The organism is Enterococcus malodoratus (assembly GCF_027659535.1).
Lineage (GTDB): Bacteria > Bacillota > Bacilli > Lactobacillales > Enterococcaceae > Enterococcus_A > Enterococcus_A malodoratus.
The window spans coordinates 282,185-308,614 of sequence record NZ_JAQDPG010000005.1 but is presented as its reverse complement, the minus strand read 5'-3'; the positions used below and the strand labels follow the sequence as shown (position 1 = coordinate 308,614).

Below are 26,430 nucleotides of genomic sequence, written 5' to 3'. Positions count from 1 at the left end.
GCATCCCTCTCTTCACCTAATGATTATACTTTTGATAACACTAGTGTCAAGTAAGTTGACAAAAAAATCGAATAGCAGTAGAGTAACTAACGGACATTCATTGTTTCTGAAAATTTCCAAAAGAGAGAAGGCGTTAGATCGTGAGTAATAATCAAACGATCGATATTTATGGAAAACCCTACAATCGTTCCTTATTAGTCGTTGTACTATTAATAGGAACATTTTGTACGGTGTTAAACCAAACTTTATTAACAACAGCTTTTCCTGCACTAATGAAGGCTTTTAATATATCTGCTTCTAGTGTTCAATGGCTAACAACTGGCTTCTTGCTAGTGAACGGAATCATGATTCCGATCAGTGCTTGGCTTATCAATAAATTTAGTTCGAAGAGGCTTTATTTAACCGCAATGACCATCTTCTTGATCGGTACAATTACTTGTTTTGCCGCACCAAATTTTTCTACGTTACTAATCGGACGCTTGATTCAAGCTGCAGGAGTCGGTATTTCAATGCCTCTACTGCAAAACATCATGCTATCAATCTTTCCACCAGAACGACGAGGAGCAGCAATGGGTATGGCCGGTATCGTTATTGGACTTGCACCAGCTTTAGGACCTACCCTTTCTGGTTGGATCATCGACCATTATACATGGAGAGACCTTTTCGGAATGGTGATTCCTATTGTTGTATTGGTCATAGTATTAGCAATCTTTCTAATGAAGAGTGTTATTCAGTTGTCTAATCCAAGTATTGATGTTTTATCTGCACTACTTTCAACTATTGGTTTTGGTAGTTTGCTATATGGTTTCTCATCTGTTGGTAATGATGGCTGGGGTAGTGCAAAAGTAATTAGTTTCTTAGTCGTCGGTGTGATAGTTATTGGTCTATTCGTATGGCGCCAACTGCATTTGGAACACCCTTTCTTAGAACTACGTGTATTTAAGTCACCAACCTTTACAATTGCTGCAATTTTAAGTGGTGTAGTAAATATGGCGATGGTTGGTGCCGAAATGGTTCTTCCTTTATATATTCAAAATATTCGGGGTGAATCTGCCTTCCATTCTGGTTTGATGCTATTACCGGGTGCATTAATAATGGGATTAATGATGCCTATTACTGGGGCAATATTTGACAAACATGGAGCAAAACGTTTGGCTATCGGCGGTATGTTAATACTCACAGCCGCTACCCTACCTTTCGCATTCCTAACACAAGAAACACCAATTGGAATGATCGTGATTTTGTATGCTTTACGGATGTTCGGTATCTCCATGGTCATGATGCCAGTAACAACTTCAGGGATGAACGCTTTACCTATGAACTTAATTAGCCACGGAACGGCTGTAAATAACACTTTCCGTCAAGTCGCTAGTTCAATCGGAACAGCTGTTCTTATTAGTATTTTAACGAATGTAACAAAGGATAACTTACCAAAAGCAAGCTTATTGAAAACATTGCCTTTAACTTATAAAAATCAAGCTATCAGCGCTACTTTATCTGGTTATCATGCTGCATTTTACGTCGCAGTTGCTTTTGGTTTAGTCGGATTTATTATCACTTTCTTCATGAAAAACAATAGAAAAGCTGAAGGAGGCGTTGTAAAATGATCTTTGCTATAACGATTATCAGTGTACTAGCCTTTGCTTCATCAAACATTTTCGCGAAAAAAACTTGGCAAACGATTCTTTCAGTTGTTTTTGCTGCGATATTCTTAGTAAGCCTAGGATTAATCACCGCTAATGATCATTATCATTACGGTATGAAAAAGGTCACTGAAACAACTACTCAAACATTAACTTCAACAGCCGATAGTAAAGGCATAAATATGCTACTTTATCAGCCCCTTGGAAATGGCACCGAGAAAGTATATTTGTATAAGACAAATGAATCTCAGAAAAAACCTAAAACAACAGGAACAGATCATGTCAGCAACGTCGTAAAAAAGAATCAAAGAAAAACCCAATTGCGAACAGATAAAACTTACTGGGTCTACCAAAACAACACCGTAAAATTCTGGTTTGGACTTTCCAGTAAAAATCATCAATTAATCAAAGAAAAAAATACCTTTGATGTTCAAAAGAATTGGACAATTCTCAGTACCAATCAAGCAAAAAAATTAGCAAAATTAGTTCAAAAAAATAAAACTTCTATGGAGGCCAGAGCAAAAACTTTCGTTCAAGAGAAGGTCGCAGCTGCCATGATGCAAGATCCGACTATGGATCAATCAGCACAACAAAAGATTATTCAACAAGCAACAGCAGACTATCAGCAACAAGCCATGCAAAAATTGATAGCTGAAGCAATAAAATAAAAAAAAAGGAAACAATGCCCTTTAAAACTTAGGCATTGTCTCCTTTTATATATATTATTTTTTTTACTAAAAAAAGAAGGAACGCCCAAGTAACGAACCTTCTTTCTTTTTATCTACGCGGAGCAGTTGCTAAACTACTAATAATACCAAAACGTTTTTTCAAATAGTAACGTAACGCTAAGGCAAGCCCGGATAATACAACCAATACTATTGGATCAAGGATAGGGTTCAATGTTGGCGGTAATAAGGCCGCCCCATTGAAGACTAAGAACCAGACAAGCGTGACAGAAACTAGCATAAGGATCGTCTTCCATGTTTTAGGTTTCTTAGATTTATCTGCTCCTGGTTGTTCATACTGGTAAACAAATAAATACATCATATAAAATACTAAACCACCAACTGCTGAAGCGACGATTAGCGCGGTGATTCCGTAAGTTACAGTCTGTGTTCCACGTGAAACAAACAATCCCATGACCCCAGATACAAGTCCTAATAGCCCGAATAACAACAAAAAATTATCTAACCACATCAACGATGCAGTAGTAGATTTTTTCTGTTCAGCAGGCTTATTAACGATTGCTTCTAATCGCTCCGATACAGTACCGAACAATTGTCTTGCCGTTTTGCCCGATTTTTGTTCCTCGACTAAGCTTGGAAGCATCTCGTTTAAGGCTAAGATCGTCTGTTCATCCGTTAAATTTGCTGCCTTTAAGGCTTTTTTCAAGTCAAAAATATATTGCTCGTTACGCTTAGTCAACTTCTCTTCAAGTTGACCATTTTCTGCTTGCAACGTTCGTAACTTTTCTGGTTCCATTGTTTCTTTCCTCCTAAACGTTGAAACGGAATAGCATTACATCGCCATCTTGCACAACATAATCTTTTCCTTCTAATCTGACACGCCCAGCATCCTTTGCCGCGTGCATATTGCCATACTTATTCAAATCTTCAAAAGATACTGTTTCTGCACGAATGAAACCTCGTTCAAAGTCGGTATGGATGATCCCAGCAGCTTGTGGTGCCTTTATCCCTTTTTGGAAAGTCCAAGCACGGACCTCTTGTTCTCCTGCAGTAAAATAAGTTGCTAAACCTAATAAATCGTAAGCCGTACGAATTAATTGATCGAGCCCTGATTCTTCAATTCCCATCGCTTCTAAAAATTCGGTTTTATCTTCATCTTCTAGCTCAGCGATTTCTTCTTCTGCTTCAGCACAAACCACAATCACTTCAGAATGTTCGCTTGCCGCAAAATTGCGAACGGTTTGAACATATTCATTACCATCTGGATCAGCAACCGTATCTTCATCAACATTCGCTACATAAAGCACCGGTTTACTTGTTAATAAGAAGAGTCCTTTAACAATTTTTTGTTCTTCTTCAGTAAACTCGATCGTTCGAGCAGATTGCCCTTCCTCTAAAACTGGTTTTAGCTTGTCTAATACGGCCAATTCTATTACTGCATTTTTTTCTTTCGTTTTTGCTACTTTAGCCACACGAGTGTAACGCTTGTTAACAGAATCTAGGTCAGCTAAAACCAATTCTAAGTTGATCGTTTCAATATCTTCTAACGGATCAACACGTCCTTCCACGTGTGTTATATTTTCATTATCAAAACAACGTACCACATGACAGATAGCATCAACTTGACGAATATGGCTTAAAAATTGGTTTCCTAAGCCTTCACCTTTACTGGCTCCTTTTACGATTCCCGCAATATCAGTGAACTCAAAAGTCGTTGGTACAGTCTTTTTCGGATGTACTAATTCAGTTAGGCGTTCTAAACGCCAATCCGGTACTTCCACCATTCCGACATTTGGATCAATCGTAGCAAATGGATAGTTGGCAGCTTCTGCGCCTGCTTTAGTAATTGCATTAAATAAAGTAGATTTACCAACGTTTGGCAAACCCACGATTCCGGCTGTTAAGGCCATGATTTACTTCACTCTTTCTCTACTAAGGAATTATTATTGAGTCGAATCAGTTTTCTTCTCAAGGATTTTTTTCATTTTCTTTTCAAAATCACGACGTGTCATCATGACAATATGCCCGCAATTGACACACTTGATCTTAATATCCGCACCCATACGAATGATTTCCCAGCGATTTGTCTGGCAAGCATGCGGTTTCTTCATCTCAACGATATCTCCCAAATCATACATCTGGTAACCCCCTCGTTCGTATTATGATACCCATTATTTTTTTGGAGTATACCCCTGTCTATGATTCATCAAAATGAATATTCAAAATATCTAAAATACGGGTTAGATCTGATGGTGATAAATATTCAATTGAAATTTTACCTTTACCGTCTTTTTCAACGATCTCGACTCCAGTTCCAAATTTATCCATTAAGCGATCTTCGCTCTCTCGTAAATAATAGGGTTTTTCTTTAGATAAGCGTGGACCTTTTTTCTTGTCCTTGGCTTTACCTTCATTATGTTCATTAACGATCTGTTCCAATTGACGGACCGTTAAATTTTCTTTTACTGCACGATTTGCTAACTTTAAGATTTGATCTTTCTTCTTCAAACCTAACAAAGTTCGAGCCTGCCCCATAGACAAACGTTCATCTTGCACCATTTCCTTCACCAATTTGGGCAAAGTTAATAAACGTAAATAATTGGCAATGTAGGGACGACTTTTTCCTAAACGGTTCGCCACATCAGCTTGTGTTAGTTTCAAGTTTTTCATCAACATCTCATAGGCTTCGGCTTCTTCCAAGGCATTCAGATCTTCACGCTGTAAATTTTCCAATACTGCAATCTGCATCATGGCTTCCTCATCAAACTCACGAATGATTGCAGGAATCGTTTCCTTACCTGCCAATTTGGAAGCGCGGAATCGGCGTTCACCAGCAATCAGTTCATAGCCTTTTACAGCTGATTTTCTAACAATAATTGGTTGAAAAACACCCGATTGTTCAATCGAATTAGCCAATTCCTGTAAAGTCGTCTCATCAAATGATTTTCTCGGTTGATAAGGGTTGGGACGCAAATCACTTAAGGGAATCTCGACCACTTGATCATTTTTCATATCGACTTCTTCAATCTCAGAAAGATCTTGAAACAAAGCATCGATTCCGCGGCCTAATCCTTTATTTTTGCTCACGAACTAACACTTCCTTTGCTAGAGCTTGATAGACCTCCGCACCTTTTGAGCGTGGATCATAATCAATGATCGGCTTGCCATGGCTAGGCGCTTCAGATAAACGGACATTTCTCGGAATAATCGTATCATACACTTTTTCTTGGAAATAACGACGGACCTCTTCCACCACTTCTGCACCTAGATTTGTACGAGCATCGTACATCGTTAATAGTACTCCCTCGATTTCTAAACCAGGGTTGAAATGTTTTTGAACCAAACGAACCGTGTTTAAAAGTTGACTTAATCCTTCCAATGCATAGTACTCACATTGAACTGGAATCAAAATCGCATCGCTCGCCGTAAAGGCATTAATTGTTAAATGTCCCAATGATGGCGGACAATCAACCAAAATAAAATCATAGTCATCGCTTACTTCTGCCAACGCACTCTTCAACCGTGATTCCCTGGCCATCATAGAAGTCAACTCTATCTCTGCACCAGCCAATTGTAATGTGGCAGGAACAATCGATAAATTTTCCCGAGATGTCTTGATGATCGTCTCTTTGATGGGAACCTCATTGACTAAAACATCATAAATATCTTGTTTCACATCAGGTTTACGCACACCTAAGCCACTTGTGGCATTTCCTTGCGCATCGCTATCGATCAATAAGACTTTCTTACCGTCATAAGCTAAACACGCTCCCAAATTGACAGTCGTTGTTGTTTTTCCAACGCCGCCTTTTTGGTTTGCAACAGATATGATCCGTGCCATCTAATTTCCTCCTAGTTCATGCTAATAAATTTATTTCCCCCGAGAAAATAAGGCGAAATACTATATAAATTACCTTAATGGTTGCTTATTAGGCAACCCTGGTTTACGTGGATACTTTTTTGGTGTTTCTTTCTTTTTCTGCACTGTAATAATATGACGTGTATCGCCATTCGGCAACGAAACATCTTCAGCTTCAATCAGTTTTCCACCTAGCAAAGCAATCGCTGGTCTTGCTTCAATCAATTCTTCTTCACTTTTTGCCGCTTTTAGAGCAAAGAAATAGCCATCACTTTTAACTAATGGTAAACAAAGTTCCGTCAAAACATTCAATCTTGCCACTGCTCGAGCAGTAACAAAATCAAATGCCTCTCGAAATTTAGGGTTTTGCCCAAAAGTTTCCGCTCTGTCATGATAAAGATGCACACCATCTAATTGTAAAGTTTCTACTAATACTGTCAAAAAAGTAACTCGTTTATTCAATGAATCCACGATTGTAACCTCTAATTCTGGAAAAACGATCTTTAATGGTAAACTAGGAAAGCCGGCCCCTGAACCTACATCGCATAGTTTTCCCTCTGGTTTGAACGTATCGGAGAAAGCCAAGGTAATCGAATCATAGAAATGTTTCAGATAGACTTCTTCATGTTCAGTAATGGCAGTGAGATTCATCTTTTGGTTCCATTCAACCAATAAGCGAAAATAGGTCGCAAATTGATCCATCTGACGTGCCGATATTTTAATCCCTTGCCTGCCTAATTCCTTTTGAAATTCTTCTGGTGTCATAAGAAATCCTTTCATTTTCGTGAAACAGCAAAATGTTTCACAGACTATCCTCTACTTTAACGTATTATTGCTTTACATGCAATGGGTTACGTATGTTTCACGGAGAGATTAAGAAAGCTTTAATCCCATTTTTTATTAGTATTTTCTAAGCAAAAATCATAGAATTTTTTCAAGACTGGAATTTCTAAATTATTTTTCTTTACTGCTAAATAAATATTACGGTCATCCATGATATCTGTAATAGTAAGTTTTTTTACAGGAAAAGAGCTGATTGATGGAATATTAGGCATAATAGCAATCCCATAGTCTTGTCCAACGAAACCTAAAATACTATGATCTTCTTCCAACTCACAAATAATATCCAAATCTAACTTCAAATTCTTAATTTGTCGATCCAAATATGGACGTAAACCACTTTGCTTACTATAGTATACATATGGATACTGGGTAGTCTTTGCCAATGAAATATTATCATAATTTGCCAACGGATGCTCTAATGGGACTACCACCACCATCTCTTCTTGTGTTAAAATTTGATAAATCAACTCTGGATCGCTGCTTACTTTTGAACAAATTCCTATATCGATGCGATCAGCAAGAAGCATTTGAATGATTTGATTTGAATTTCCTTGTTGAAATTCAAATTTTATTTTATGGTTTCCATTCTGATGGAAAGACTGCGTCAATTTCGGTGCCAGATTTGCTCCCATTGTAAAAATGAAGCCAAACTGAATTTCACCAGAATCAGGATTAACCATTTCTTGGATTTTTTTTTGACCTTTTTCGATCTCAGTTAAGGCCGGGGCAATATATTCATAAAAAATTCGCCCATGACGAGTAAGTTGGATATTTCGTCCCTTTTTTTCAAATAGTGTTACTCCGATCTCTTGTTCTAACATCGTCATTGCATGACTAATGTTTGGCTGTGATGTATTAGATTTTTTTGCCGCTTGCGTCATGTGTTCTGTTTGAGCCAGTACCACAAAGAACTCTAACTGTCTTAAATTCAATTTCTCACCCCTATTATCCTTAATCATTAAAATGTGATCCTCTGTTTAATAAATAGAGTTTATCAATTATATTGATATAAATCATTAGTTTTCATGGTAATTTTGCGTTATTATGTGGATGACTTCAAGTGAAACAAATCACATGGAAGGAGTATTCTATGAAAAAAGATAATTATCGTTTTTTAATTTCCAGTCTATATTTTAATTATATTTTTCAAGGAATGGCTGCCATCATTTTATCGCAAAATATGACAAATTTAAAAATACATTGGCAAGCCACCACTGCCCAAGTCACATTAGTTATGAGTGCCATCGGATTAGGAAGAATTCTAAGTCTCTACTTTTCTGGTTATTTTTCAGATAAATTTGGGCGGAAAAAGACCGTTCTGATCGCTATCGGGTCCTATATGATTTTCTTTTGTGGAATGCTTTTTAGTTCAAATTATCAACTTGCATTTTTCTTAGCAATGTTTGGCGGTATTAGTAACGCATTTCTGGATACCAGTACCTACCCGACTTTAGTCGAGGCCTATCCAGATGAACGAGTAAATAGTTCCTTAAGTGTATTAAACAAGGCTTTTATCTCTTTAGGGCAATTTCTACTCCCCTTTATCACTCGCTATTTACTGCAACATGATTTATTTTTTGGCTGGCCGTTTATTCTGTGTGCATTATGTCTATTCGCTAATATGTTTTACTTGCTATTTGCTCGTTTTCCAAAATCCACAACTATCATAAAAAAAGACACTGAAATCGTAACAAAAAACATACCGAAAAATCGTGGCAACTTTAAAATCGACGGTATCGCTTTACTGATTTTTTCTTTTGTCTCTGTCTCACTGTTCAATATTTTTATTTTATGGATCCCTCAATATGCTGAAAGTATGCAAATCGTTTCTCATGAAAATAGTTTGATCTTTGTTAGTCTTTACAGTACAGGATCCTTTATTTCGGTTTTCTTTACCTCCGGTATTGTAAAAAGGGGGATTAATATTCCTAAATTTATTAGTTTTTGTCTTTCAGTCTCAGGCATCTCTTTGCTGTTAATGCTATTCTATCCAAGCTTTGCGACTGTCGTTGTATCCTCGATTTGTATTGGTATTTTCGCTGCCGGCGGTATTTGGCAATTGGGACTTGCTTTGATGTTGGAATTATTTCCTAAGCATAAAGGTAAATGTACTAGCTATTATTCACTCGCTACGTCCGTCTCTATCATGGTAACACCCTACATTACCGGCATACTCAGTGAACAAAAAATTACTTATGTTTTTTGGTTCGTTATTCTTTTGAATGTTATCGGGTTAGCAGCTTCACTCGTCATTGTTCATCGATATAATAAATTGGTAAAACGACTGGTCTTAAGCTAGTCGTTTTATTTATTTGCTTTATTGATTCCATCAAAAAAAAGCATTAGTTTTTAATCGAATTAAATTCTAAAATGGATATAGATGATTGTGATTTACTTCATAATACGCACATTTAGAAAACGCTTAGCTTGTAAATTGATGAACAAATAAAAAAGAAAAGAGGATTCTATCCATGACTGAAAGACTTACTGGACATACGCTATTAATCAGCTTGATTGCTACACCCATTCGTCATAGCATGTCTCCTACCATGCATAATGAAGCTTTTGCTAAATTAGGACTTGATTACGCTTACTTAGCTTTTGAGGTTGGAAACGAAGAATTGAAGGATACTGTTCAAGGAATCCGTGCTTTAGGAATTCGTGGTTCCAATGTTTCGATGCCGAATAAACAAGCCATTATTCCTTATTTAGATGAGGTATCACCCGAAGCAACCTTGATTGGTGCAGTTAACACAGTGACTAATAATGAAGGTAAAGGTCATCTTGTAGGGTACAATACAGATGGCATAGGTGCGATGGAAGCGTTGAAAGACGAAGGTGTTGAAGTAAAAAATCAAATCATTACTTTAACGGGGGCTGGGGGTGCCGGAACCGCTATAGCTATTCAAGCTGCATTTGATGGTGCGAAGGAAATAAGAATTTTCAATATTGATGATGATAGTTTTGTAAATGCTAAAGAAACAGCCACCAAAATTAATGAGAATACAGATTGTCAAGCGACTGTCTCTGACTTAGCAGATCAAGAAGCTTTCAAAAAATCTATCGCAGAGAGTAGTATTTATATTGATGCAACTGGAGTAGGAATGAAACCCTTAGAAAATATCAGTTTAATTACCGATTCAGCTGTTATTCGCCCAGACTTAGTCATTTTCGATGTTGTTTACTCCCCACGTGAGACTAAACTATTAAAATTTGCCAAAGAACACGGTGCTAAAAAAGCTATCAATGGACTTGGTATGATGCTTTATCAAGGTGCTGCTGCTTTTAAACTATTCACCGGTGAAGACATGCCAGTCAGCTACATCAAAAATCTTTTATTCAAAAATTAGGGGGAATAGAATGAAATGAAAACAGTAACCGTTGATAAAACCACAATTGGTGAAGGTATGCCAAAAATCATTGTACCGATGGTAGGGCAAACCAAAGAAGAATTACTAATGGAAGCAGAATTGATTCATACTTTAGACTGTGACCTTGTAGAATGGCGAATTGATTTTTTTGAACACGTTTTAGATCCACAAGCGGTCGCTAGACTCTCTTATGACTTAAAAGCTATTTTAGAAAAACCATTGTTAATTACTTTCCGTACGAAAAAAGAAGGCGGTGTATGTGTGCTTTCAGATAATGACTACTTTAATCTATATAAAGTTATTATTTCTGAGGGAGACTTAGATCTATTGGATGTAGAATTGTTTATGGCAAGTGAGAAAGTTGCTAAAACAATCGAGTTAGCACATCAAAATGGCATAAAAGTTATTATGTGCAATCATGATTTCGATAAAACTCCAGAGAAAAATGAAATCATGACGCGTTTGCGTTCCATGCAAAACAGTGGTGCTGATATTTGTAAGATAGCAGTAATGCCGCAAAACTCTGATGATGTATTAACTTTATTAGAGGCCACGCAGGAGATGTACAATAATTATGCTGAAGTTCCCTTAATCACTATGTCAATGGGCGCTCTCGGAATGATTAGTCGTGTTTCGGGACAGGTCTTTGGTTCTGCCGCTACCTTTGGGGCCGCCAGCAAAGCCTCAGCCCCTGGTCAAGTACCTGTCGCTGAGTTACGAAAAATGATTAACACATTACAAGTTTAAGAGCGATAAATTATCGCTCTTTTTCATGTCAGTATTTTTACCCGTTCAAAAAAACGGCTTAATTAAGCCGTTCCACTATCTACCTTCGCAATCTTCCCTTGTTCCACGTAAACCATTAGAATACTGATGTCCGCTGGATTGACGCCGCTGATGCGACTGGCTTGAGCAATTGTTTCAGGTTGGATTTTTTGTAATTTTTGTTTTGCTTCTGTAGCTAGACCATTGATGGCTTCGTAATTAATTCGTTCTGGAATTCTTTTTGCTTCCATACGTCTCAATTTTTCAACCTTTTCCATCGCTTTTTTGATATAGCCCTCATACTTTATTTGAATCTCGACTTGTTCGATTTCTTTTTCCGTTAATTCATCATTATTAGGAATGAATTGCAATAATTCCTGATAGGAGATTTCTGGGCGCTTTAAGAAATCACTCGCTAAAACACCGTCTTTCAATTCAGCACTGTTTTTAGTGCGTAGGAAGCTTTGCACATCTTCATGAGGTTTTATTCGAATTGACTGTAAGCGAGCCATCTCCGCCTCAATATGTCCCTTTTTGACTAGATACATTTGATAGTTATCTTCCGATACTAAGCCAATCTCGTACCCCTGTTCTGTCAAACGTAAATCTGCATTATCATGACGTAATATTAAACGATATTCCGCCCGAGAGGTTAGAAGACGATAAGGTTCGTTAGTTCCTTTAGTAACCAAATCATCAATCATGACACCTATATACCCATCGCTGCGTTTCATTATGAAGGGAGCTCTGCCTTGTATTTTCAATGCTGCATTAATACCGGCCATTAATCCTTGACCAGCCGCTTCTTCATAACCACTGGTACCATTGGTTTGCCCAGCCGTATAAAGATTTTCGATTACTTTTGTTTCTAATGTCGGGCGTAGTTGATGTGGTGCCACCATATCATATTCAATCGCATAACCCGTTCGCATCATTTCAGCATTTTCTAAACCCTCGATGGAATGCAGAACCTCATTCTGAACATCCTCTGGCAGTGAAGTTGACAATCCTTGCACATAAACTTCTTCCGTATGACGTCCTTCTGGTTCTAAAAACAATTGATGACGTTCTTTATCGGCAAAACGAACGATCTTATCTTCAATTGATGGGCAGTAGCGTGCCCCAACTCCATCAACAATTCCTGTAAACATTGGTGCACGGTGAAGATTATTTTGAATGATTTCATGACTTTTCAAATTCGTATATGTCAACCAACACGGAATTTGATCTTGTAAATATTGACTGTCTGATGTCTGATAACTAAAATGATTAGGCTTTTCATCACCAGGTTGAATCTCAGTCTTACTGTAATCAATCGAACCGGATTTAACTCGCGGAGGTGTTCCAGTTTTAAAACGATGGATCTCTAAGCCCAATTCTTGTAAGTGGTCTGCCAATTTAATCGATGGTTGCGAGTTGTTGGGACCGGATGAGTATTTTAAATCACCAATGATGATCTCACCACGTAATGCCGTACCCGCTGTAATAATCACGGCTTTGGCAGAATAAACTGCACCTGTTGAAGTAACTACACCTTTACAAAGCCCATCTTCAACAACTAAACGATCAACCACACCTTGTTTCAAGGTCAAATTTTTTTCTTTTTCTATCGTATGCTTCATTTCTTCAGCGTAAGCATGTTTGTCTGCTTGTGCACGTAATGCTCGAACTGCAGGACCTTTACCAGTATTTAACATACGCATCTGTATATACGTCTTATCAATATTACGTCCCATCTCGCCGCCAAGTGCATCAATTTCCCGCACAACAACACCTTTGGCTGGACCTCCGATAGACGGATTACACGGCATGAAAGCCACCATATCTAAATTAATTGTCATCAATAAAGTCTTTTGAGACATACGTGCGGCTGCTAAGGCAGCTTCAGATCCAGCATGTCCAGCACCTACGACAATCACATCATAATTTCCTGCTTTATATTCCATATCGTTGCTCCTTCTTTACTTCCCTAAACAAAATTGGCTGAATAATTGTGTGATCAATTCATCTTGTACGCTGTCCCCGACAATCTCACCTAAATAATCCCAACAACGAGTCATGTCAATTTGAACTAGATCAACTGGCATCCCCGCCGAAATACCATTACTAACTTCACTCAATGACTGTTCTGCCTTTTCCAACAAAGCAATGTGACGGGTATTTGATACATAAGTTGCATCTTTTTCACCCGTTTGACCTCCAAAAAATAATTTTGCAATAGCCTCTTCTAATTGATCTAACCCGGCTTTTTCTAGAACGGAGATTGCGAAAACTTCATCTTCGTTTAAATAGGTTGAAAGGTCGGTTTGTGACAAACACTTAGGCAAATCCGTTTTGTTTAATAAAATGATCCGTTTTAATCCTTGCGTTGCTCTTAACAGATCTTTGTCCTCTACAGTCAAAACTTCACTTTGATTTAACACTAATAAAATTAAATCTGCTTCACTCAAAGCTTTTCGGCTGCGTTCAACTCCGATACGTTCCACCACATCATTGGTCTCTCTAATCCCTGCCGTATCGATCAATTTTAATGGAACTCCTCGAACATTCACATACTCTTCTATTACATCACGTGTTGTACCAGCAATCTCTGTAACAATCGCCTTTTCTTCATGCAACAAATAATTTAATAAGCTGGATTTCCCGACATTTGGTCGACCAATAATTGCTGTGCTTAAGCCTTCACGTAGAATCTTCCCTTGTTTTGCATTCAGTAATAAGGCTTTGATTTGTTGTCCAACTTGCTGAGCTTTCTCTAATAATAACTGCGTAGTTAATTCTTCTACATCATCGTATTCTGGATAATCAATGTTTACCTCAACTTGCGCCAATGTTTCTAAAATTTCTTGGCGCAATTGACGAATTAAGTGAGACAAATTGCCATCTAATTGATTGATCGCAACACTCATTGCACGATCGGTTTTAGCACGAATTAAGTCCATTACTGCTTCTGCTTGAGAAAGATCCACTCGACCGTTTAGAAAGGCTCTTTTAGTGAATTCTCCTGGTTCAGCTAAACGCGCACCCGAGCGTAAAATCAGTTGCAGCAATTGATTGACGACTACGATCCCACCATGACAATTAATTTCAACAATATCTTCTCGTGTGAAAGTTTTTGGAGCGCGCATTACGCTCACCATCACTTCGTCGACTATCTGCTGATCAGCGGGATCGATAATATGACCATAATGAATCGTATGCGAGGGAACCTGCTCTAAAGATTTTTTCCCACTTTTATAGACGTTGTCTGCGATTGCTACTGCTTGATCCCCACTCAAACGCACAATACTAATTGCACCTTCACCTGGTGGAGTTGAAATAGCCGCGATCGTATCGAATTCTAAGGTGATCTCTGCCAATTTTTTTCCTCCTAATTAATTTGAAACATAAAAAAAGTGCCTACTCCACCCCTTAACAAAGGAGTAGATGAGCACTTTGACTGCTTTTTCTACAAAATTCTGGTGTAAGATTAGCATATTTTTTTTGACAATTCAAGCTTCCTTTTCGAAATAGCTGCATTTCTCAAGTTTTAGTAAAGAAAAAGCTACACCAAATCATTTGGCGCAGCTCTTTCACTAAAAATATTTTTTTGCCGGTTCAACAACCAGATAGCGATATGGATCCTCACCTTCAGAATGAGTTTTGATATACCCATCTTTACTTAAAGCAGAATGAATCATTTTACGCTCAAACGCGGGCATTGGTTCCAAAAAGACTGGTCGTCCCGTTTCTTTGACTTTTTCCGCAGTTCGTTGAGCTAAGCGCGTCAATACTTCTTCACGTTTTTGGCGATAATTACCAACATTCACAACCACAGATAGCTTTTCTTTTGCAACACGGTGTAAGAAAACTTGAGCCAAATATTGAAGGGCATTCAATATCTTACCATGTTTCCCAATCAACATTCCTTGTTTTCCAGTCTCTAAATTCATAACAATCATACCGTTAGACTCATGTTGAATCTTCACTAACGCTGGCACACCCATATCATTAGTAATGTTAGTCAAGTAAATAGCCAATTCTTTGACTGCTTCCTCTTCATCCAATTCAACTAAGTGACTGGTCAATTGAACTGATTCCCTAGGTTCCTGCACTTTAGATACTTGTTTAGACGAATGTTCTTCTGCTAGTTCAGTAGTATCTGCAGGTTCTTCAATAGTAACGGGTTCGATAGAGACACGAGCGTTCTTCTTCCCCATTCCGAGAAAACCTTTTTTTGCATCCGTTAAAATTTCAATATCAACGGCTTCTTTCTCTAATCCTAAAGCATGCAAGCCTTGCGCAATTGCTTCATCAATTGTTGGTCCTTCATAAACAGGCATTTTTTTAACCTCCTTATTTTTAAGTAATGTATTAATTTATCTCATAAAAATTTAAGTGGATTCAAATACCGTATACCCTTAATTAGACGGTAAAAAGTAATGAAAGACAATCTAAAAACCTATTTTTTGCGTTTTTTCTTAGGTCGTTTGGCCTTTTCAAGTGCCCGTTCTCTTTCTCGTATCTGACGCGCCACTTCTTCTCTTTCACGACGAATTTTGAATGGGTTATTAATCAATAATGTTTGAAGTACTTGGAAAGCATTTGAAATCACCCAATATAATGATAGCCCACTCGCCAAATTTAATGCCATCACAAAAATCATTACTGGCATGGCAAAGTTCATAATTTTTAATGATGCATTAGACTCAATTTGACTCATACTTGATAGATAACTACTTGCAAAAGTAAAAATAGCTGCAAGAATCGGTAAAATAAAGTATGGATCCGATTGACTCAAGTTCAACCACATAAAATGTCCTGATCGCAATTCAGGAATTCGTAAAATTGCTTGATACAAAGCCATCATAACCGGCATTTGAACTAACATTGGCAAGCATCCTGAGTAAGGGCTCACATTATTTTCTGCGTAAAGCTTTTTTGTTTCTGATTGTAATTTCTGTTGCGTTTCTTGGTCACGAGAGCTGTACTTCTCTTGCAACGCTTTTATTTTAGGTTGCAAGTCTTGCGTTTTTCGCATGCTCTTCGTTTGATAATGCATCAATGGTAACAAAATAATTCGAATGACTATTGTGAATAAAATGATACCGATACCTACATTACCAAAAGAAAGTCCTTTAATCGCTTGACCAAAGTAATAGACCACGTAGCGATCCCACATACCACTACTTTGTGAACTGACTTCTCCAGTTCCACAAGCAGATAACAAGAAGACTAAACTCAGCAATCCTGTCATTAATAATATTTTTTTATATTTCTTCACCTAAATCTGATTCCTTCCTAACTTAATATTTTTGCTAATTTCAAAACATGTATAAGATTTGAACGCATTTCATCATGTGGTAAATCTTTCGTGGTTGGTCGAGCAATAACAATAAAGTCTATTGGTGGTAATTCATCTTTCAATTCTTGCAAGACTGCTCTAATGTGACGTTTCACTTGATTTCGCGTTACAGCATTCCCGACTTTTTTTCCAACGGACAGACCTACTCGAAAATGTTTTTGACCAGAAGGCTCTAGACGATAAACTACGAATTTTCGATTCGCAAAAGAAGCACCCTCTTGAAATACTTTTTGAAATTCACGTTCTTTTTTGACCCGATATTTTTTTTTCATCTAGCTTCCTTCGTTTCTTTTAAATCTATACCTGACAATAATACCATACTTCAAATTAAGGAATCATCCTTATTTAACAGAAAAATTCCTTAAGAATCACATTTTGAGTACAAAAAAAACCACTGACCGGCAGTGGCTTAAGCAGCAATTACTTTTCTTCCCTTACGACGACGACTTGCTAATACACGACGACCGTTTTTAGTGCTCATTCGTTTACGGAAACCATGAACTTTTTGACGTTTACGTTTATTTGGTTGATAAGTTCTTTTCATTTAAATACACCTCCATAGCTAACTTTACATAGACATACCCGAATATTATAACGACACTTAACCCATTTTGTCAATCATGAAATAGAAAAAGGCTTTTCTAGCTTATTATCCGTTGGTCTATGATTAGCATTCATTGTAGTTTAATAAGATAAATCAATTCAGGTATTTCAAAATAAGGAACTAATATAATTATCAAACTACTACTTCATAAGTTCGTTAAACTTCGTAGTTTTCCACGCAATTAAAAAGCTGATCTTAAACAAATATCTCTCTTTTTATCCTAAAAAAATTATCCACAATTTCTGGGGATAATCCATTCTTTTCTGTGCAAAAGATTTTCTTGAAAAAAAATTACTGTAAATTTTCTAAATGACTTTTCCCCAAATCTTTTTAGTTTTAATAACTTATGCACAAGGTGGATAAGTTTTGTGGATAAGCTCTTCTATGGTTTAGATATCACCTCCTCTTTCTTTTACTTTTTGTGGAATAAACAGTGGAAAATGATAATTTTTTACTGTTTTAAACAGCTTGTGTATATATTTTTTGCAAAGTAGTGAATAACCTTTTTGTATTTTTATTCATTTTGTGGAAAAGAAAAAGTTGCTCTATTTTGTCTTTGGTTGTGGAAAACTTTTTAAAAAAATGATAAAGTAAGTCTATCTGAATTTTATTATAAAAGGAGGCAACTTAATTGACCTCATTGGACAATTTCTGGCAGGAATTGAAGGACAGCTACAAGCATGACCTCAATCCTGCCAGTTATGATGCCTGGGTAGGCACAGCAAAACCCTTGTCTTTAATCCATAACCAGTTGACTATAGAAGTCACAAGCGATTTACATAAACGCTATTGGGAAAAACATTTAGCGGCAAAAATTGTCGAAATCGGGTTTAAAGTAACTGGGGATGAGATCATGCCACAGTTTGTAACACCGGATGAAGCTCCTCCCATCAGCATTGTAGAAAAAGAAGAACCGATCAAAATAGATACAACAAAACGTGCAATGCTCAATCCAAAATATACATTTGATACATTTGTCATAGGAAAAGGAAATCAAATGGCGCACGCTGCTGCTTTGGTAGTTGCGGAAGAACCAGGGTCAATCTATAATCCTCTTTTCTTTTATGGAGGAGTGGGGCTAGGGAAAACCCACTTGATGCATGCAATCGGGCATCAAATGTTAGCTATCAATCCCCAAGCAAAGGTCAAATATGTATCTAGTGAGACTTTCGCGAACGATTTTATCAACTCAATCAAAAATAAAACATCGGAAGATTTTCGTCAGGAATATCGCAAAGTGGATTTATTATTAGTAGATGATATTCAATTTTTTGCAGACAAAGAAGCAACTCAAGAAGAATTCTTTCATACTTTTGAAAATCTCTACAATGACAATAAACAAATTGTACTAACCAGTGATCGTCTACCAAATGAGATTCCTAAATTACAAGAGCGCTTGGTTTCTCGCTTTGCTTGGGGATTATCAGTAGATATCACTCCACCAGATTTAGAGACTCGTACAGCTATCTTGCGAAAAAAAGCTCAGGCTGAAAATCTTGAGATTCCAGACGATACTTTAAGCTATATCGCTGGACAAATAGATTCAAATATTCGTGAACTTGAAGGGGCATTGGTCCGTGTTCAAGCTTTTGCTACCATGAATAGTGCAGATATTACCACTAGCATTGCAGCGGACGCCTTGAAAAGTTTGAAGGGAACAAGCAACGCTCAGCTTTCTATCAGCAAGATTCAAGATGAAGTTGCAAAATTCTATCATCTTCAGGTAAAAGAATTAAAAGGAAAAAAACGCGTTAAAACAATTGTTGTCCCACGCCAAATTGCTATGTATTTAGCTCGTGAAATGACTGAAAGCTCTTTACCCAAAATTGGTGCTGAGTTTGGTGGGAAAGACCATACTACTGTTATCCATGCTCATGAAAAAATCCGTCAGTTAATAAAAAACGACAGTAGCATGCAGCAAGAAATTGCAGAGATCAAGAATTTACTACTTGGTTAGCTTGTGGAAAATTGGAAAAGAAATATCGTCTTTTTCCACAGCTTTTCCACAAGTTAAAAAGCTATCATATCACTATTTTTTCTTTCTTTTCCACATGATCAACAGGACCTACTACTTTTATTACTTATAATTACTAAATAAATAAAAAGGAGTTTCATTATGAAATTTACGATTAATCGTGCTCGCTTCATTCAAGAATTACAAACTGTTCAACGTGCAATTTCTACTAAAACAACTATTCCAATTTTAACAGGAGTAAAAATGGAATTAAATAATGATGGTTTGAACTTAACAGGAAGTAACGCTGATATCTCGATCGAAACTTTTTTAGTTGCGGATGATGAAAAAGCAGAACTACAAATAATTAAAACAGGAACGATTGTTTTACAGGCTCGTTTCTTTAGTGAAATTATTCGTCGATTGCCGGAGAAAACTTTTACGTTGGAAGTTCAAGAAAATCTTCAAGTATTGATTACTTCGGGAGCAGCTCAATTTACTGTTAATGGATTAGATGCAGATAATTATCCACATCTACCAATCGTTGAAGAACAGAACCAATTAAAGTTACCTGTCCACATGTTGACAAAACTAATTGGTGAAACTGTCTTCTCTGTTTCCCAACATGAAAGTCGTCCGATCTTGACCGGTGTACATTTTACTATGTCAAACGGAGAACTATTGGCTGTGGCTACGGATTCACATAGACTGAGTCAGAGGGTTGTACCTGTGGAAAACGCGAATAAAGATTTTGATATCGTTATTCCGGGTAAAAGCCTTGTTGAACTTTCACGGTCACTTTCGGATGAAGAAGCAGAAGTTGAAATCAGTATCATGGAAAACCAAGTGATGTTTAAAACACCTACAATGTATTTTTACTCTCGTTTACTTGAAGGGAACTACCCTGATACTAATCGTTTAATTCCAACTAGCTTCAATACTGAGATTACTTTCTCTGTACCTACATTATTATCTGCAATTGAGCGTGCATCCCTACTTTCACATGAAGGACGCAATAATATCGTTCGTTTAGCTATTGGTGACAATTCAGTTATTCTTTACGGAAACTCCCCAGAAATCGGTAAAGTAGAAGAAGAATTGGTTTATGAGAAAGTCAATGGGGATCCATTGGAGATATCATTCAATCCAGATTACATGAAAGACGCATTACGTGCTTTTGGTGATATGAGCATAAAAGTTCAATTTATTTCAGCCATTCGTCCCTTTACTTTAGAGCCAAGTGAAGGAGAGGTTTCCTTTATTCAACTTATTACCCCAGTACGTACGAATTAAAAAAATTAGTGAGTTTCACAAATTTTTTGAAAAATATGAAAAAATTATGCAAAAAGCGTAATTACAGAAAAAGGTCTTAAAATCGATTTTAAGACCTTTTTCTTTTTTTTGAGTGAATTAATTAAAAGAGCTTAGATCTTCTTAAATCGAAAAATACAACGAGTTAATTTGTTTTATCTCTTAAAAAAGGGTATAATGAAGAGGTGTTTCTAGCATGAAAATGAGGGATGAATGTGAAACAAAAAATTTTTTTAGAAACAGAGTTCATGACACTTGGTCAGTTATTAAAAGAGATTAATGTGATCTCTAGCGGTGGACAAGCCAAGTGGTTTTTAGCCGAAGAAACAGTATTTGTAGATGGAGATTTGGAAAATCGCCGAGGCCGAAAGCTCTACCCGGGAATGATGATTGAAATTCCTGAGGTGGGAACTTTTTTTATGGTCAAAAATAAGGAAGAACAAGATGCGGCTGAATAGGCTTGAGCTAAGAAATTATCGCAACTATCAGGATCTCATTTTGAAGTTTCCTAATCGCTTGAATATTTTTCTAGGAGAGAATGCACAAGGAAAAACCAATCTCTTGGAAAGTATTTATGTACTAGCTTTGACCCGTAGCCACCGAACCAGCAGTGAACAAGAATTAATAGGTTGGCAGGATGATTTTGCTCAAATTAAAGGTCGGATCGATCGAGGGACTAGTGAATTGGAGTTAGAACTGCTGCTGACCAAAAAAGGCCGTAAATCAAAAATAAATCATATTGAACAAAAAAAATTAAGTAGTTATATTGGTCAATTGAATGTTATTTTGTTTGCGCCAGAAGATCTTTCTTTAGTGAAAGGTAGTCCGCAAATCAGAAGACGCTTTATAGATATGGAATTAGGTCAAATTAATCCGGTTTATCTATATGACTTAGCACAATATCAACAAACTTTAAAACAACGTAATCTGTATTTGAAACAATTATCGGAGAAGAAACAAACGGATGAAATTTATTTAGATATTTTAACAGAGCAACTGGCTGATTTCGGTAGCAAAGTTTTAGCTAATCGCCTAAAGTTTGTTAAAAAATTAGAGTTTTGGTCCAATGACCTTCACCGTAAGATTACAAATCAAAAAGAAGAGCTGGAGATCAAGTATGAAGCTAGCATTCCGTTGGAAAGTGAAGATATTGAGGATATTCGGATCATTTTTCTGAATGAACTGAAGAAAAATCGTAAACGAGAGATATTTAAAGGTAATACGTTTTTAGGACCTCATCGAGATGATTTAATTTTTCAGGTTAATCAACAAAATGTACAGACCTATGGATCGCAGGGTCAACAACGAACTACCGCACTAAGTGTCAAATTGGCTGAGATCGATTTGATGAAAGAAGAAACAGGGGAATATCCGATTTTACTTTTGGATGATGTTATGAGCGAGCTTGACGATAATCGTCAGATTCATTTATTAGAGACGATAGAAAATAAAGTTCAAACGTTTTTGACTACAACGACGTTGAATCACGTCAAAGGCAAAATGACGGTCCATCCGGATATTTTTTATGTCCATCAAGGGCAGATAGAAAGGACAGAAACTGAATGACAGAAGAGGAAAAGAGTTTACTAGAACGTGCTAAAGAGTATGATGCCAGTCAGATCCAGGTATTAGAAGGACTAGAAGCTGTTCGGAAACGACCTGGAATGTATATTGGTTCCACTAGTACGGAAGGTCTACATCACCTTGTTTGGGAAATCGTGGACAACTCTATTGATGAGGCTCTAGCAGGATTTGCGTCCCATATCCATGTAGTGATTGAAGAGGACAATAGTATCACCGTCAGTGATGACGGACGTGGGATACCGGTTGATATCCAGGCGAAGACCGGACGACCTGCACTTGAGACAGTTTATACAATCTTACATGCGGGCGGAAAATTTGGTGGCGGTGGATATAAAGTATCTGGTGGACTTCACGGTGTGGGAGCATCTGTTGTTAATGCTTTATCGGCTTCACTAGACGTACGTGTATTTAAAAATGGTAAGGTTTATTTCCAAGAGTATCGTCGCGGTGCTGTTGTAGATGATCTAAAAGTGATTGGCGAAACTGAGAAGCATGGAACAACTGTTCATTTTATACCAGATTCAGAGATTTTTACTGAATCAACGACCTTCAATTTTGATAAATTGGCGACACGAGTTCGGGAATTAGCCTTTTTAAATCGTGGATTGAAAATCTCGATTGAAGACAAGCGTGAAGAACAACCTGTCTTACGAGAGTACCATTACGAAGGCGGAATCAAGAGTTACGTTGAGCATTTGAATCATAATAAAGCAGTCATTTTTGAAGAGCCAGTCTATGTAGAAGGTGAGCAACAAGATATCACGGTTGAAGTCGCAATGCAGTATACAGATGGATATCATACTAATATCTTGAGTTTTGCTAACAATATTCATACGTATGAGGGTGGGACACACGAGTTCGGATTTAAAACTGCTCTGACACGTGTGATTAATGACTATGCTCGTAAACAAAAAATTATGAAAGACAATGATGAAAATCTTTCTGGGGAAGATGTGCGTGAAGGATTAACTGCTGTTATTTCTATTAAGCATCCAGAGCCACAGTTTGAAGGCCAAACTAAAACAAAACTTGGTAATTCTGAAGTTCGTACAGTAACAGATCGTTTGTTCTCAGAGAATTTTCTGAAATTTTTGATGGAAAATCCTTCAGTAGGCCGTCGTATCGTGGAAAAAGGCATACTTGCTGCTAAAGCTCGTTTAGCAGCTAAGCGTGCTCGTGAAGTAACACGACGCAAAGGCGCATTAGAAATTAGCAACTTGCCAGGTAAATTGGCCGATTGTTCAAGTAATGATCCGGAAAAATGTGAATTATTTATCGTCGAAGGGGATTCTGCGGGCGGTTCAGCTAAACAGGGACGCAGCCGGAAATTTCAAGCGATTTTACCGATTCGTGGTAAAATATTAAACGTTGAAAAAGCATCAATGGATAGAATTTTGGCTAACGAAGAAATACGGTCATTATTTACAGCAATGGGAACAGGTTTTGGTGCAGACTTTGATGTCTCCAAAGCACGTTACCATAAATTAGTTATTATGACAGATGCCGATGTCGATGGAGCCCATATTCGAACACTTTTACTAACGTTATTTTACCGCTATATGCGTCCAATTGTGGAAGCTGGATATGTTTATATTGCGCAACCGCCATTGTATGGAATTAAGCAAGGTAAAAATATTACGTATATTCAACCAAGTAAAAATGCCGAAGAAGAATTGGCGCAAAAAATGGCGGAACTACCTGCTTCGCCAAAACCAAATGTCCAACGTTACAAAGGGCTGGGTGAAATGGACGATCATCAATTGTGGGAAACTACAATGGATCCAGAAAATCGTTTGATGCTGCAAGTCAGTGTTGACGATGCCATCGAAGCGGACCAAGTTTTTGAAATGTTGATGGGGGATCGCGTAGAGCCACGTCGAGCGTTTATCGAAGAAAATGCGCATTATGTTAAGAACTTGGATATTTAGTGAGGAGGATCGATTTGGAAGATAGAAGAGAAAATATACAAGCCGTCAATCTAACCAGTGAAATGAAAGATTCCTTCATTGATTATGCGATGAGTGTCATTGTGGCAAGGGCTTTACCAGATGTGCGTGATGGATTGAAACCTGTTCACCGTCGAATTTTGTATGGAATGAATGAACTAGGGGTTACACCAGATAAACCTCATAAAAAATCTGCTCGGATCGTTGGAGATGTTATGGGGAAATACCATCCTCATGGGGACAGTGCCATCTATGAATCAATGGTGCGTATGGCGCAGTCTTTTAGCTATCGTAATATGCTAGTGGATGGTCATGGGAACTTTGGTTCTGTCGATGGCGATGGTGCAGCAGCGATGCGTTATACCGAAGCACGATTAAGTAAGATTGCAATGGAAATGTTACGAGATATCAATAAGGATACTGTCGATTTCCATGGAAACTATGATGATAGTGAGCAAGAACCCGATGTATTACCTGCGCGTTTTCCGAATCTATTAGTTAACGGAGCCACTGGGATTGCGGTTGGTATGGCGACAAATATACCACCTCATAATCTACGTGAAGTGACAGCAGGCATCGAATTATTGATGGAAAATCCAGATGCTACAACTCAAGAATTAATGGAATTAATTCCTGGACCAGATTTTCCAACAGGTGGTTTGGTTATGGGAAAATCAGGTATTCGTCGTGCATATGAGACGGGTAAAGGCTCAATCACTGTACGTGCGAAAATCGAAATTGAGGAACAAAAAAATGGTAAAGAACGGATATTAGTTACCGAATTACCATATATGGTAAATAAAGCAAAACTGATTGAACGAATTTCTGAATTGCATCGAGACAAGCGCTTAGAAGGCATCACCGATTTACGGGATGAATCCTCTCGTGAGGGCATGCGGATCGTTATTGAAGTTCGTCGCGATGTTAGTGCTTCTGTCATATTGAATAATCTGTATAAGATGACTTCATTACAGACTTCTTTCAGTTTCAATATGTTGGCAATCGAAAAAGGTGTTCCGAAGATTTTGAACTTGAAACAAATCTTGGAGAACTATATCGAGCATCAAAAAAATGTTATTATCCGCCGAACAATTTTTGACAAGAAAAAAGCTGAAGCACGTGCACATATCCTAGAAGGTTTACGCATTGCGCTGGATCACATTGACGAAATTATTGCGACAATCCGGAATTCGGCTTCAGATGATATCGCAAAAGCAACTTTGATCGAACGTTTTGAACTCTCTGATCGTCAAGCACAAGCAATCCTAGATATGCGTTTGCGTCGTTTGACGGGCTTAGAACGCGAGAAAATTGAAAATGAGTATCAAGAACTCTTGAAAACAATTGGCGATTTAGAAGATATTCTGGCTCGACCTGAACGCGTTGTAGAAATTATCCGGACAGAATTAGCAGAAATTGCTGGTAAATTTGGAGATGAACGCCGGACAGAGCTTCTAGTTGGCGAAGTCTTGAGTTTAGAAGATGAAGACTTGATTGAAGAAGAGGACGTAGTGATAACTCTTACTAATAATGGTTATATCAAACGCATTGCGTCTACAGAATTCCGTTCACAACGTCGTGGTGGACGCGGTGTCCAAGGGATGGGAATCCATAATGATGATTTTGTGAAGACATTAATCTCTTGTTCGACACATGATACGCTACTATTCTTTACTAATAGCGGGCGTGTTTATCGAGCGAAAGGGTATGAAGTTCCCGAATACGGCCGAACAGCCAAAGGAATCCCTATTATCAACTTGTTAGGTATTGATTCAAGTGAAACAATTCAAGCGGTGATTTCGGTCAACGGTCAAGCGGAAGATGGTCATTTCTTATTCTTTGTCACGAAGAAAGGGACTGTTAAGCGAACAAGTGTCACTGCCTTTTCAAATATTCGTGCCAATGGTTTGATTGCGATTGGCTTGCGTGAAGGCGACGAATTGGTGAATGTCATGTCTACTGAAGGTGATGAGACCATTATTATTGGTACTCACAACGGGTATTCTGTAACCTTTAAAGAAGGCGCTGTGCGTGATATGGGTCGAACAGCAAGTGGTGTTCGCGGTATTCGTTTACGAGATGAAGACTATGTGATCGGCTCAGCTGTGCTGAAAGAAGATCGAGAAGTCTTAGTCATCACTGAAAAGGGATATGGAAAACGTACAAAAGCCTCTGAATATCCAATCAAAGGACGTGGCGGTAAAGGAATTAAGACTGCCAATGTCAAAGATAAGAACGGTCCGTTGGCCGGTTTATCTGCCGTAACTGGCGATGAAGATATTTTGTTGATCACAGATAAAGGCGTGATTATTCGTTTTAATGTTGCCAGTGTTTCTCAAACTGGCCGTGCTACATTAGGCGTACGTCTAATGAAGATGGAAGAAAACACGAAAGTTGTTACAATGGCAATTGTTGAAAAAGAAGTCGAAGAAACTGAAGTATTAGATATTATTGAAGGTTCTGAAGAAACAACAAACTCAGAAGAATAAAAAGTTAAAAAGGCTAGGAGCAATCCTGGCT

24 protein-coding genes are annotated in these 26,430 nt (G+C 37.7%); 11 read left to right on the top strand and 13 right to left on the bottom strand.

Translation table 11 applies throughout. The features are described 5' to 3' along the window. Positions 1-140 precede the first annotated feature (140 nt). Positions 141-1,607 carry an MDR family MFS transporter gene (locus PGP85_RS10680; RefSeq protein WP_010742537.1) on the top strand — a complete coding sequence of 489 codons (1,467 nt, stop codon included), beginning with the start codon at positions 141-143 and terminating at the stop codon, positions 1,605-1,607. Beyond that, the gene (locus tag PGP85_RS10675) at positions 1,604-2,311 is read left to right on the top strand and encodes a DUF4811 domain-containing protein (protein WP_010742538.1); all 708 of its coding nucleotides are present in this window, start codon (positions 1,604-1,606) and stop codon (positions 2,309-2,311) included. The genes PGP85_RS10680 and PGP85_RS10675 overlap by 4 nt, the downstream gene beginning before the upstream one ends. A gap of 109 nt (positions 2,312-2,420) precedes the next feature. On the opposite strand, the gene PGP85_RS10670 is transcribed toward PGP85_RS10675, so the two are convergent. The 7 genes from PGP85_RS10670 to PGP85_RS10640 all read right to left on the bottom strand — a co-directional run bounded on the left by PGP85_RS10670 (position 2,421) and on the right by PGP85_RS10640 (position 7,963). Beyond that, a complete protein-coding gene (locus PGP85_RS10670) occupies positions 2,421-3,125 on the bottom strand; it encodes a DUF1129 domain-containing protein (protein WP_010742539.1) in 705 nt (234 codons plus the stop codon). Between the two features lie 13 nt (positions 3,126-3,138). Next, positions 3,139-4,239: a redox-regulated ATPase YchF gene (gene ychF, locus PGP85_RS10665; RefSeq protein WP_010742540.1), complete on the bottom strand. Its 1,101-nt coding sequence runs from the start codon at positions 4,237-4,239 to the stop codon at positions 3,139-3,141. 33 nt (positions 4,240-4,272) lie between these two features. After that, positions 4,273-4,467 (bottom strand): DUF951 domain-containing protein, encoded by a 195-nt coding sequence (locus PGP85_RS10660; RefSeq protein WP_010742541.1) that lies wholly within the window; start codon positions 4,465-4,467, stop codon positions 4,273-4,275. Positions 4,468-4,525: 58 nt separating this feature from the next. Beyond that, on the bottom strand, positions 4,526-5,416 hold the full coding sequence (locus PGP85_RS10655; protein WP_270327420.1) for a ParB/RepB/Spo0J family partition protein: 891 nt from the start codon (positions 5,414-5,416) through the stop codon (positions 4,526-4,528). Continuing rightward, a complete protein-coding gene (locus tag PGP85_RS10650; RefSeq protein WP_010742543.1) occupies positions 5,403-6,170 on the bottom strand; it encodes a ParA family protein in 768 nt (255 codons plus the stop codon). Before PGP85_RS10650 ends, PGP85_RS10655 begins: the two co-directional genes overlap by 14 nt. A 69-nt stretch (positions 6,171-6,239) precedes the next feature. Beyond that, on the bottom strand, positions 6,240-6,953 hold the full coding sequence (gene rsmG / locus PGP85_RS10645) for a 16S rRNA (guanine(527)-N(7))-methyltransferase RsmG (RefSeq protein WP_010742544.1): 714 nt from the start codon (positions 6,951-6,953) through the stop codon (positions 6,240-6,242). Between the two features lie 119 nt (positions 6,954-7,072). Continuing rightward, positions 7,073-7,963: a LysR substrate-binding domain-containing protein gene (locus tag PGP85_RS10640; RefSeq protein WP_034708747.1), complete on the bottom strand. Its 891-nt coding sequence runs from the start codon at positions 7,961-7,963 to the stop codon at positions 7,073-7,075. 158 nt (positions 7,964-8,121) lie between these two features. Between PGP85_RS10640 and PGP85_RS10635 the strand changes: the two genes are divergently transcribed. The 3 genes from PGP85_RS10635 (at position 8,122) to aroD (ending at position 11,149) form a co-directional block, all read left to right on the top strand. Continuing rightward, on the top strand, positions 8,122-9,330 hold the full coding sequence (locus tag PGP85_RS10635) for an MFS transporter (RefSeq protein WP_010742546.1): 1,209 nt from the start codon (positions 8,122-8,124) through the stop codon (positions 9,328-9,330). A 172-nt stretch (positions 9,331-9,502) separates the two neighbouring features. Then, a complete protein-coding gene (locus PGP85_RS10630; protein ID WP_090404016.1) occupies positions 9,503-10,381 on the top strand; it encodes a shikimate dehydrogenase in 879 nt (292 codons plus the stop codon). Positions 10,382-10,396: 15 nt separating this feature from the next. Then, a complete protein-coding gene (aroD, locus tag PGP85_RS10625; protein WP_090404018.1) occupies positions 10,397-11,149 on the top strand; it encodes a type I 3-dehydroquinate dehydratase in 753 nt (250 codons plus the stop codon). Between the two features lie 62 nt (positions 11,150-11,211). On the opposite strand, the gene mnmG is transcribed toward aroD, so the two are convergent. The 6 genes from mnmG to rpmH all read right to left on the bottom strand — a co-directional run bounded on the left by mnmG (position 11,212) and on the right by rpmH (position 17,055). Beyond that, positions 11,212-13,113 (bottom strand): tRNA uridine-5-carboxymethylaminomethyl(34) synthesis enzyme MnmG, encoded by a 1,902-nt coding sequence (gene mnmG, locus PGP85_RS10620; RefSeq protein ID WP_010742549.1) that lies wholly within the window; start codon positions 13,111-13,113, stop codon positions 11,212-11,214. Between the two features lie 15 nt (positions 13,114-13,128). Further along, complete coding sequence (gene mnmE, locus PGP85_RS10615; protein ID WP_010742550.1) at positions 13,129-14,526, bottom strand: tRNA uridine-5-carboxymethylaminomethyl(34) synthesis GTPase MnmE; 1,398 nt, start codon at positions 14,524-14,526, stop codon at positions 13,129-13,131. Positions 14,527-14,742: 216 nt separating this feature from the next. Beyond that, positions 14,743-15,489 carry an RNA-binding cell elongation regulator Jag/EloR gene (gene jag / locus PGP85_RS10610; RefSeq protein ID WP_010742551.1) on the bottom strand — a complete coding sequence of 249 codons (747 nt, stop codon included), beginning with the start codon at positions 15,487-15,489 and terminating at the stop codon, positions 14,743-14,745. A 119-nt stretch (positions 15,490-15,608) separates the two neighbouring features. Next, complete coding sequence (locus tag PGP85_RS10605) at positions 15,609-16,430, bottom strand: YidC/Oxa1 family membrane protein insertase (RefSeq protein ID WP_270327418.1); 822 nt, start codon at positions 16,428-16,430, stop codon at positions 15,609-15,611. A 17-nt stretch (positions 16,431-16,447) separates the two neighbouring features. After that, positions 16,448-16,783: a ribonuclease P protein component gene (gene rnpA, locus PGP85_RS10600; RefSeq protein ID WP_010742553.1), complete on the bottom strand. Its 336-nt coding sequence runs from the start codon at positions 16,781-16,783 to the stop codon at positions 16,448-16,450. A 137-nt stretch (positions 16,784-16,920) separates the two neighbouring features. Continuing rightward, a complete protein-coding gene (rpmH, locus tag PGP85_RS10595) occupies positions 16,921-17,055 on the bottom strand; it encodes a 50S ribosomal protein L34 (RefSeq protein ID WP_010742554.1) in 135 nt (44 codons plus the stop codon). Positions 17,056-17,746: 691 nt separating this feature from the next. On the opposite strand from rpmH, the gene dnaA reads away from it, so the two are divergent. The 6 genes from dnaA (at position 17,747) to gyrA (ending at position 26,399) form a co-directional block, all read left to right on the top strand. Beyond that, positions 17,747-19,072, top strand: coding sequence for a chromosomal replication initiator protein DnaA (gene dnaA, locus PGP85_RS10590; protein WP_010742555.1), 1,326 nt, complete (start codon positions 17,747-17,749; stop codon positions 19,070-19,072). 159 nt (positions 19,073-19,231) lie between these two features. After that, a complete protein-coding gene (gene dnaN / locus PGP85_RS10585; RefSeq protein ID WP_010742556.1) occupies positions 19,232-20,362 on the top strand; it encodes a DNA polymerase III subunit beta in 1,131 nt (376 codons plus the stop codon). 233 nt (positions 20,363-20,595) lie between these two features. Continuing rightward, positions 20,596-20,838: a S4 domain-containing protein YaaA gene (yaaA, locus tag PGP85_RS10580; RefSeq protein ID WP_010742557.1), complete on the top strand. Its 243-nt coding sequence runs from the start codon at positions 20,596-20,598 to the stop codon at positions 20,836-20,838. Further along, positions 20,825-21,946 carry a DNA replication/repair protein RecF gene (recF, locus tag PGP85_RS10575; protein WP_010742558.1) on the top strand — a complete coding sequence of 374 codons (1,122 nt, stop codon included), beginning with the start codon at positions 20,825-20,827 and terminating at the stop codon, positions 21,944-21,946. Before yaaA ends, recF begins: the two co-directional genes overlap by 14 nt. Beyond that, entirely contained in the window at positions 21,943-23,892 is a 1,950-nt protein-coding gene (gene gyrB / locus PGP85_RS10570) for a DNA topoisomerase (ATP-hydrolyzing) subunit B (protein WP_270327413.1), read from the top strand. The genes recF and gyrB overlap by 4 nt, the downstream gene beginning before the upstream one ends. A gap of 14 nt (positions 23,893-23,906) precedes the next feature. Beyond that, positions 23,907-26,399, top strand: coding sequence for a DNA gyrase subunit A (gene gyrA / locus PGP85_RS10565; RefSeq protein ID WP_010742560.1), 2,493 nt, complete (start codon positions 23,907-23,909; stop codon positions 26,397-26,399). Positions 26,400-26,430 lie beyond the last annotated feature (31 nt).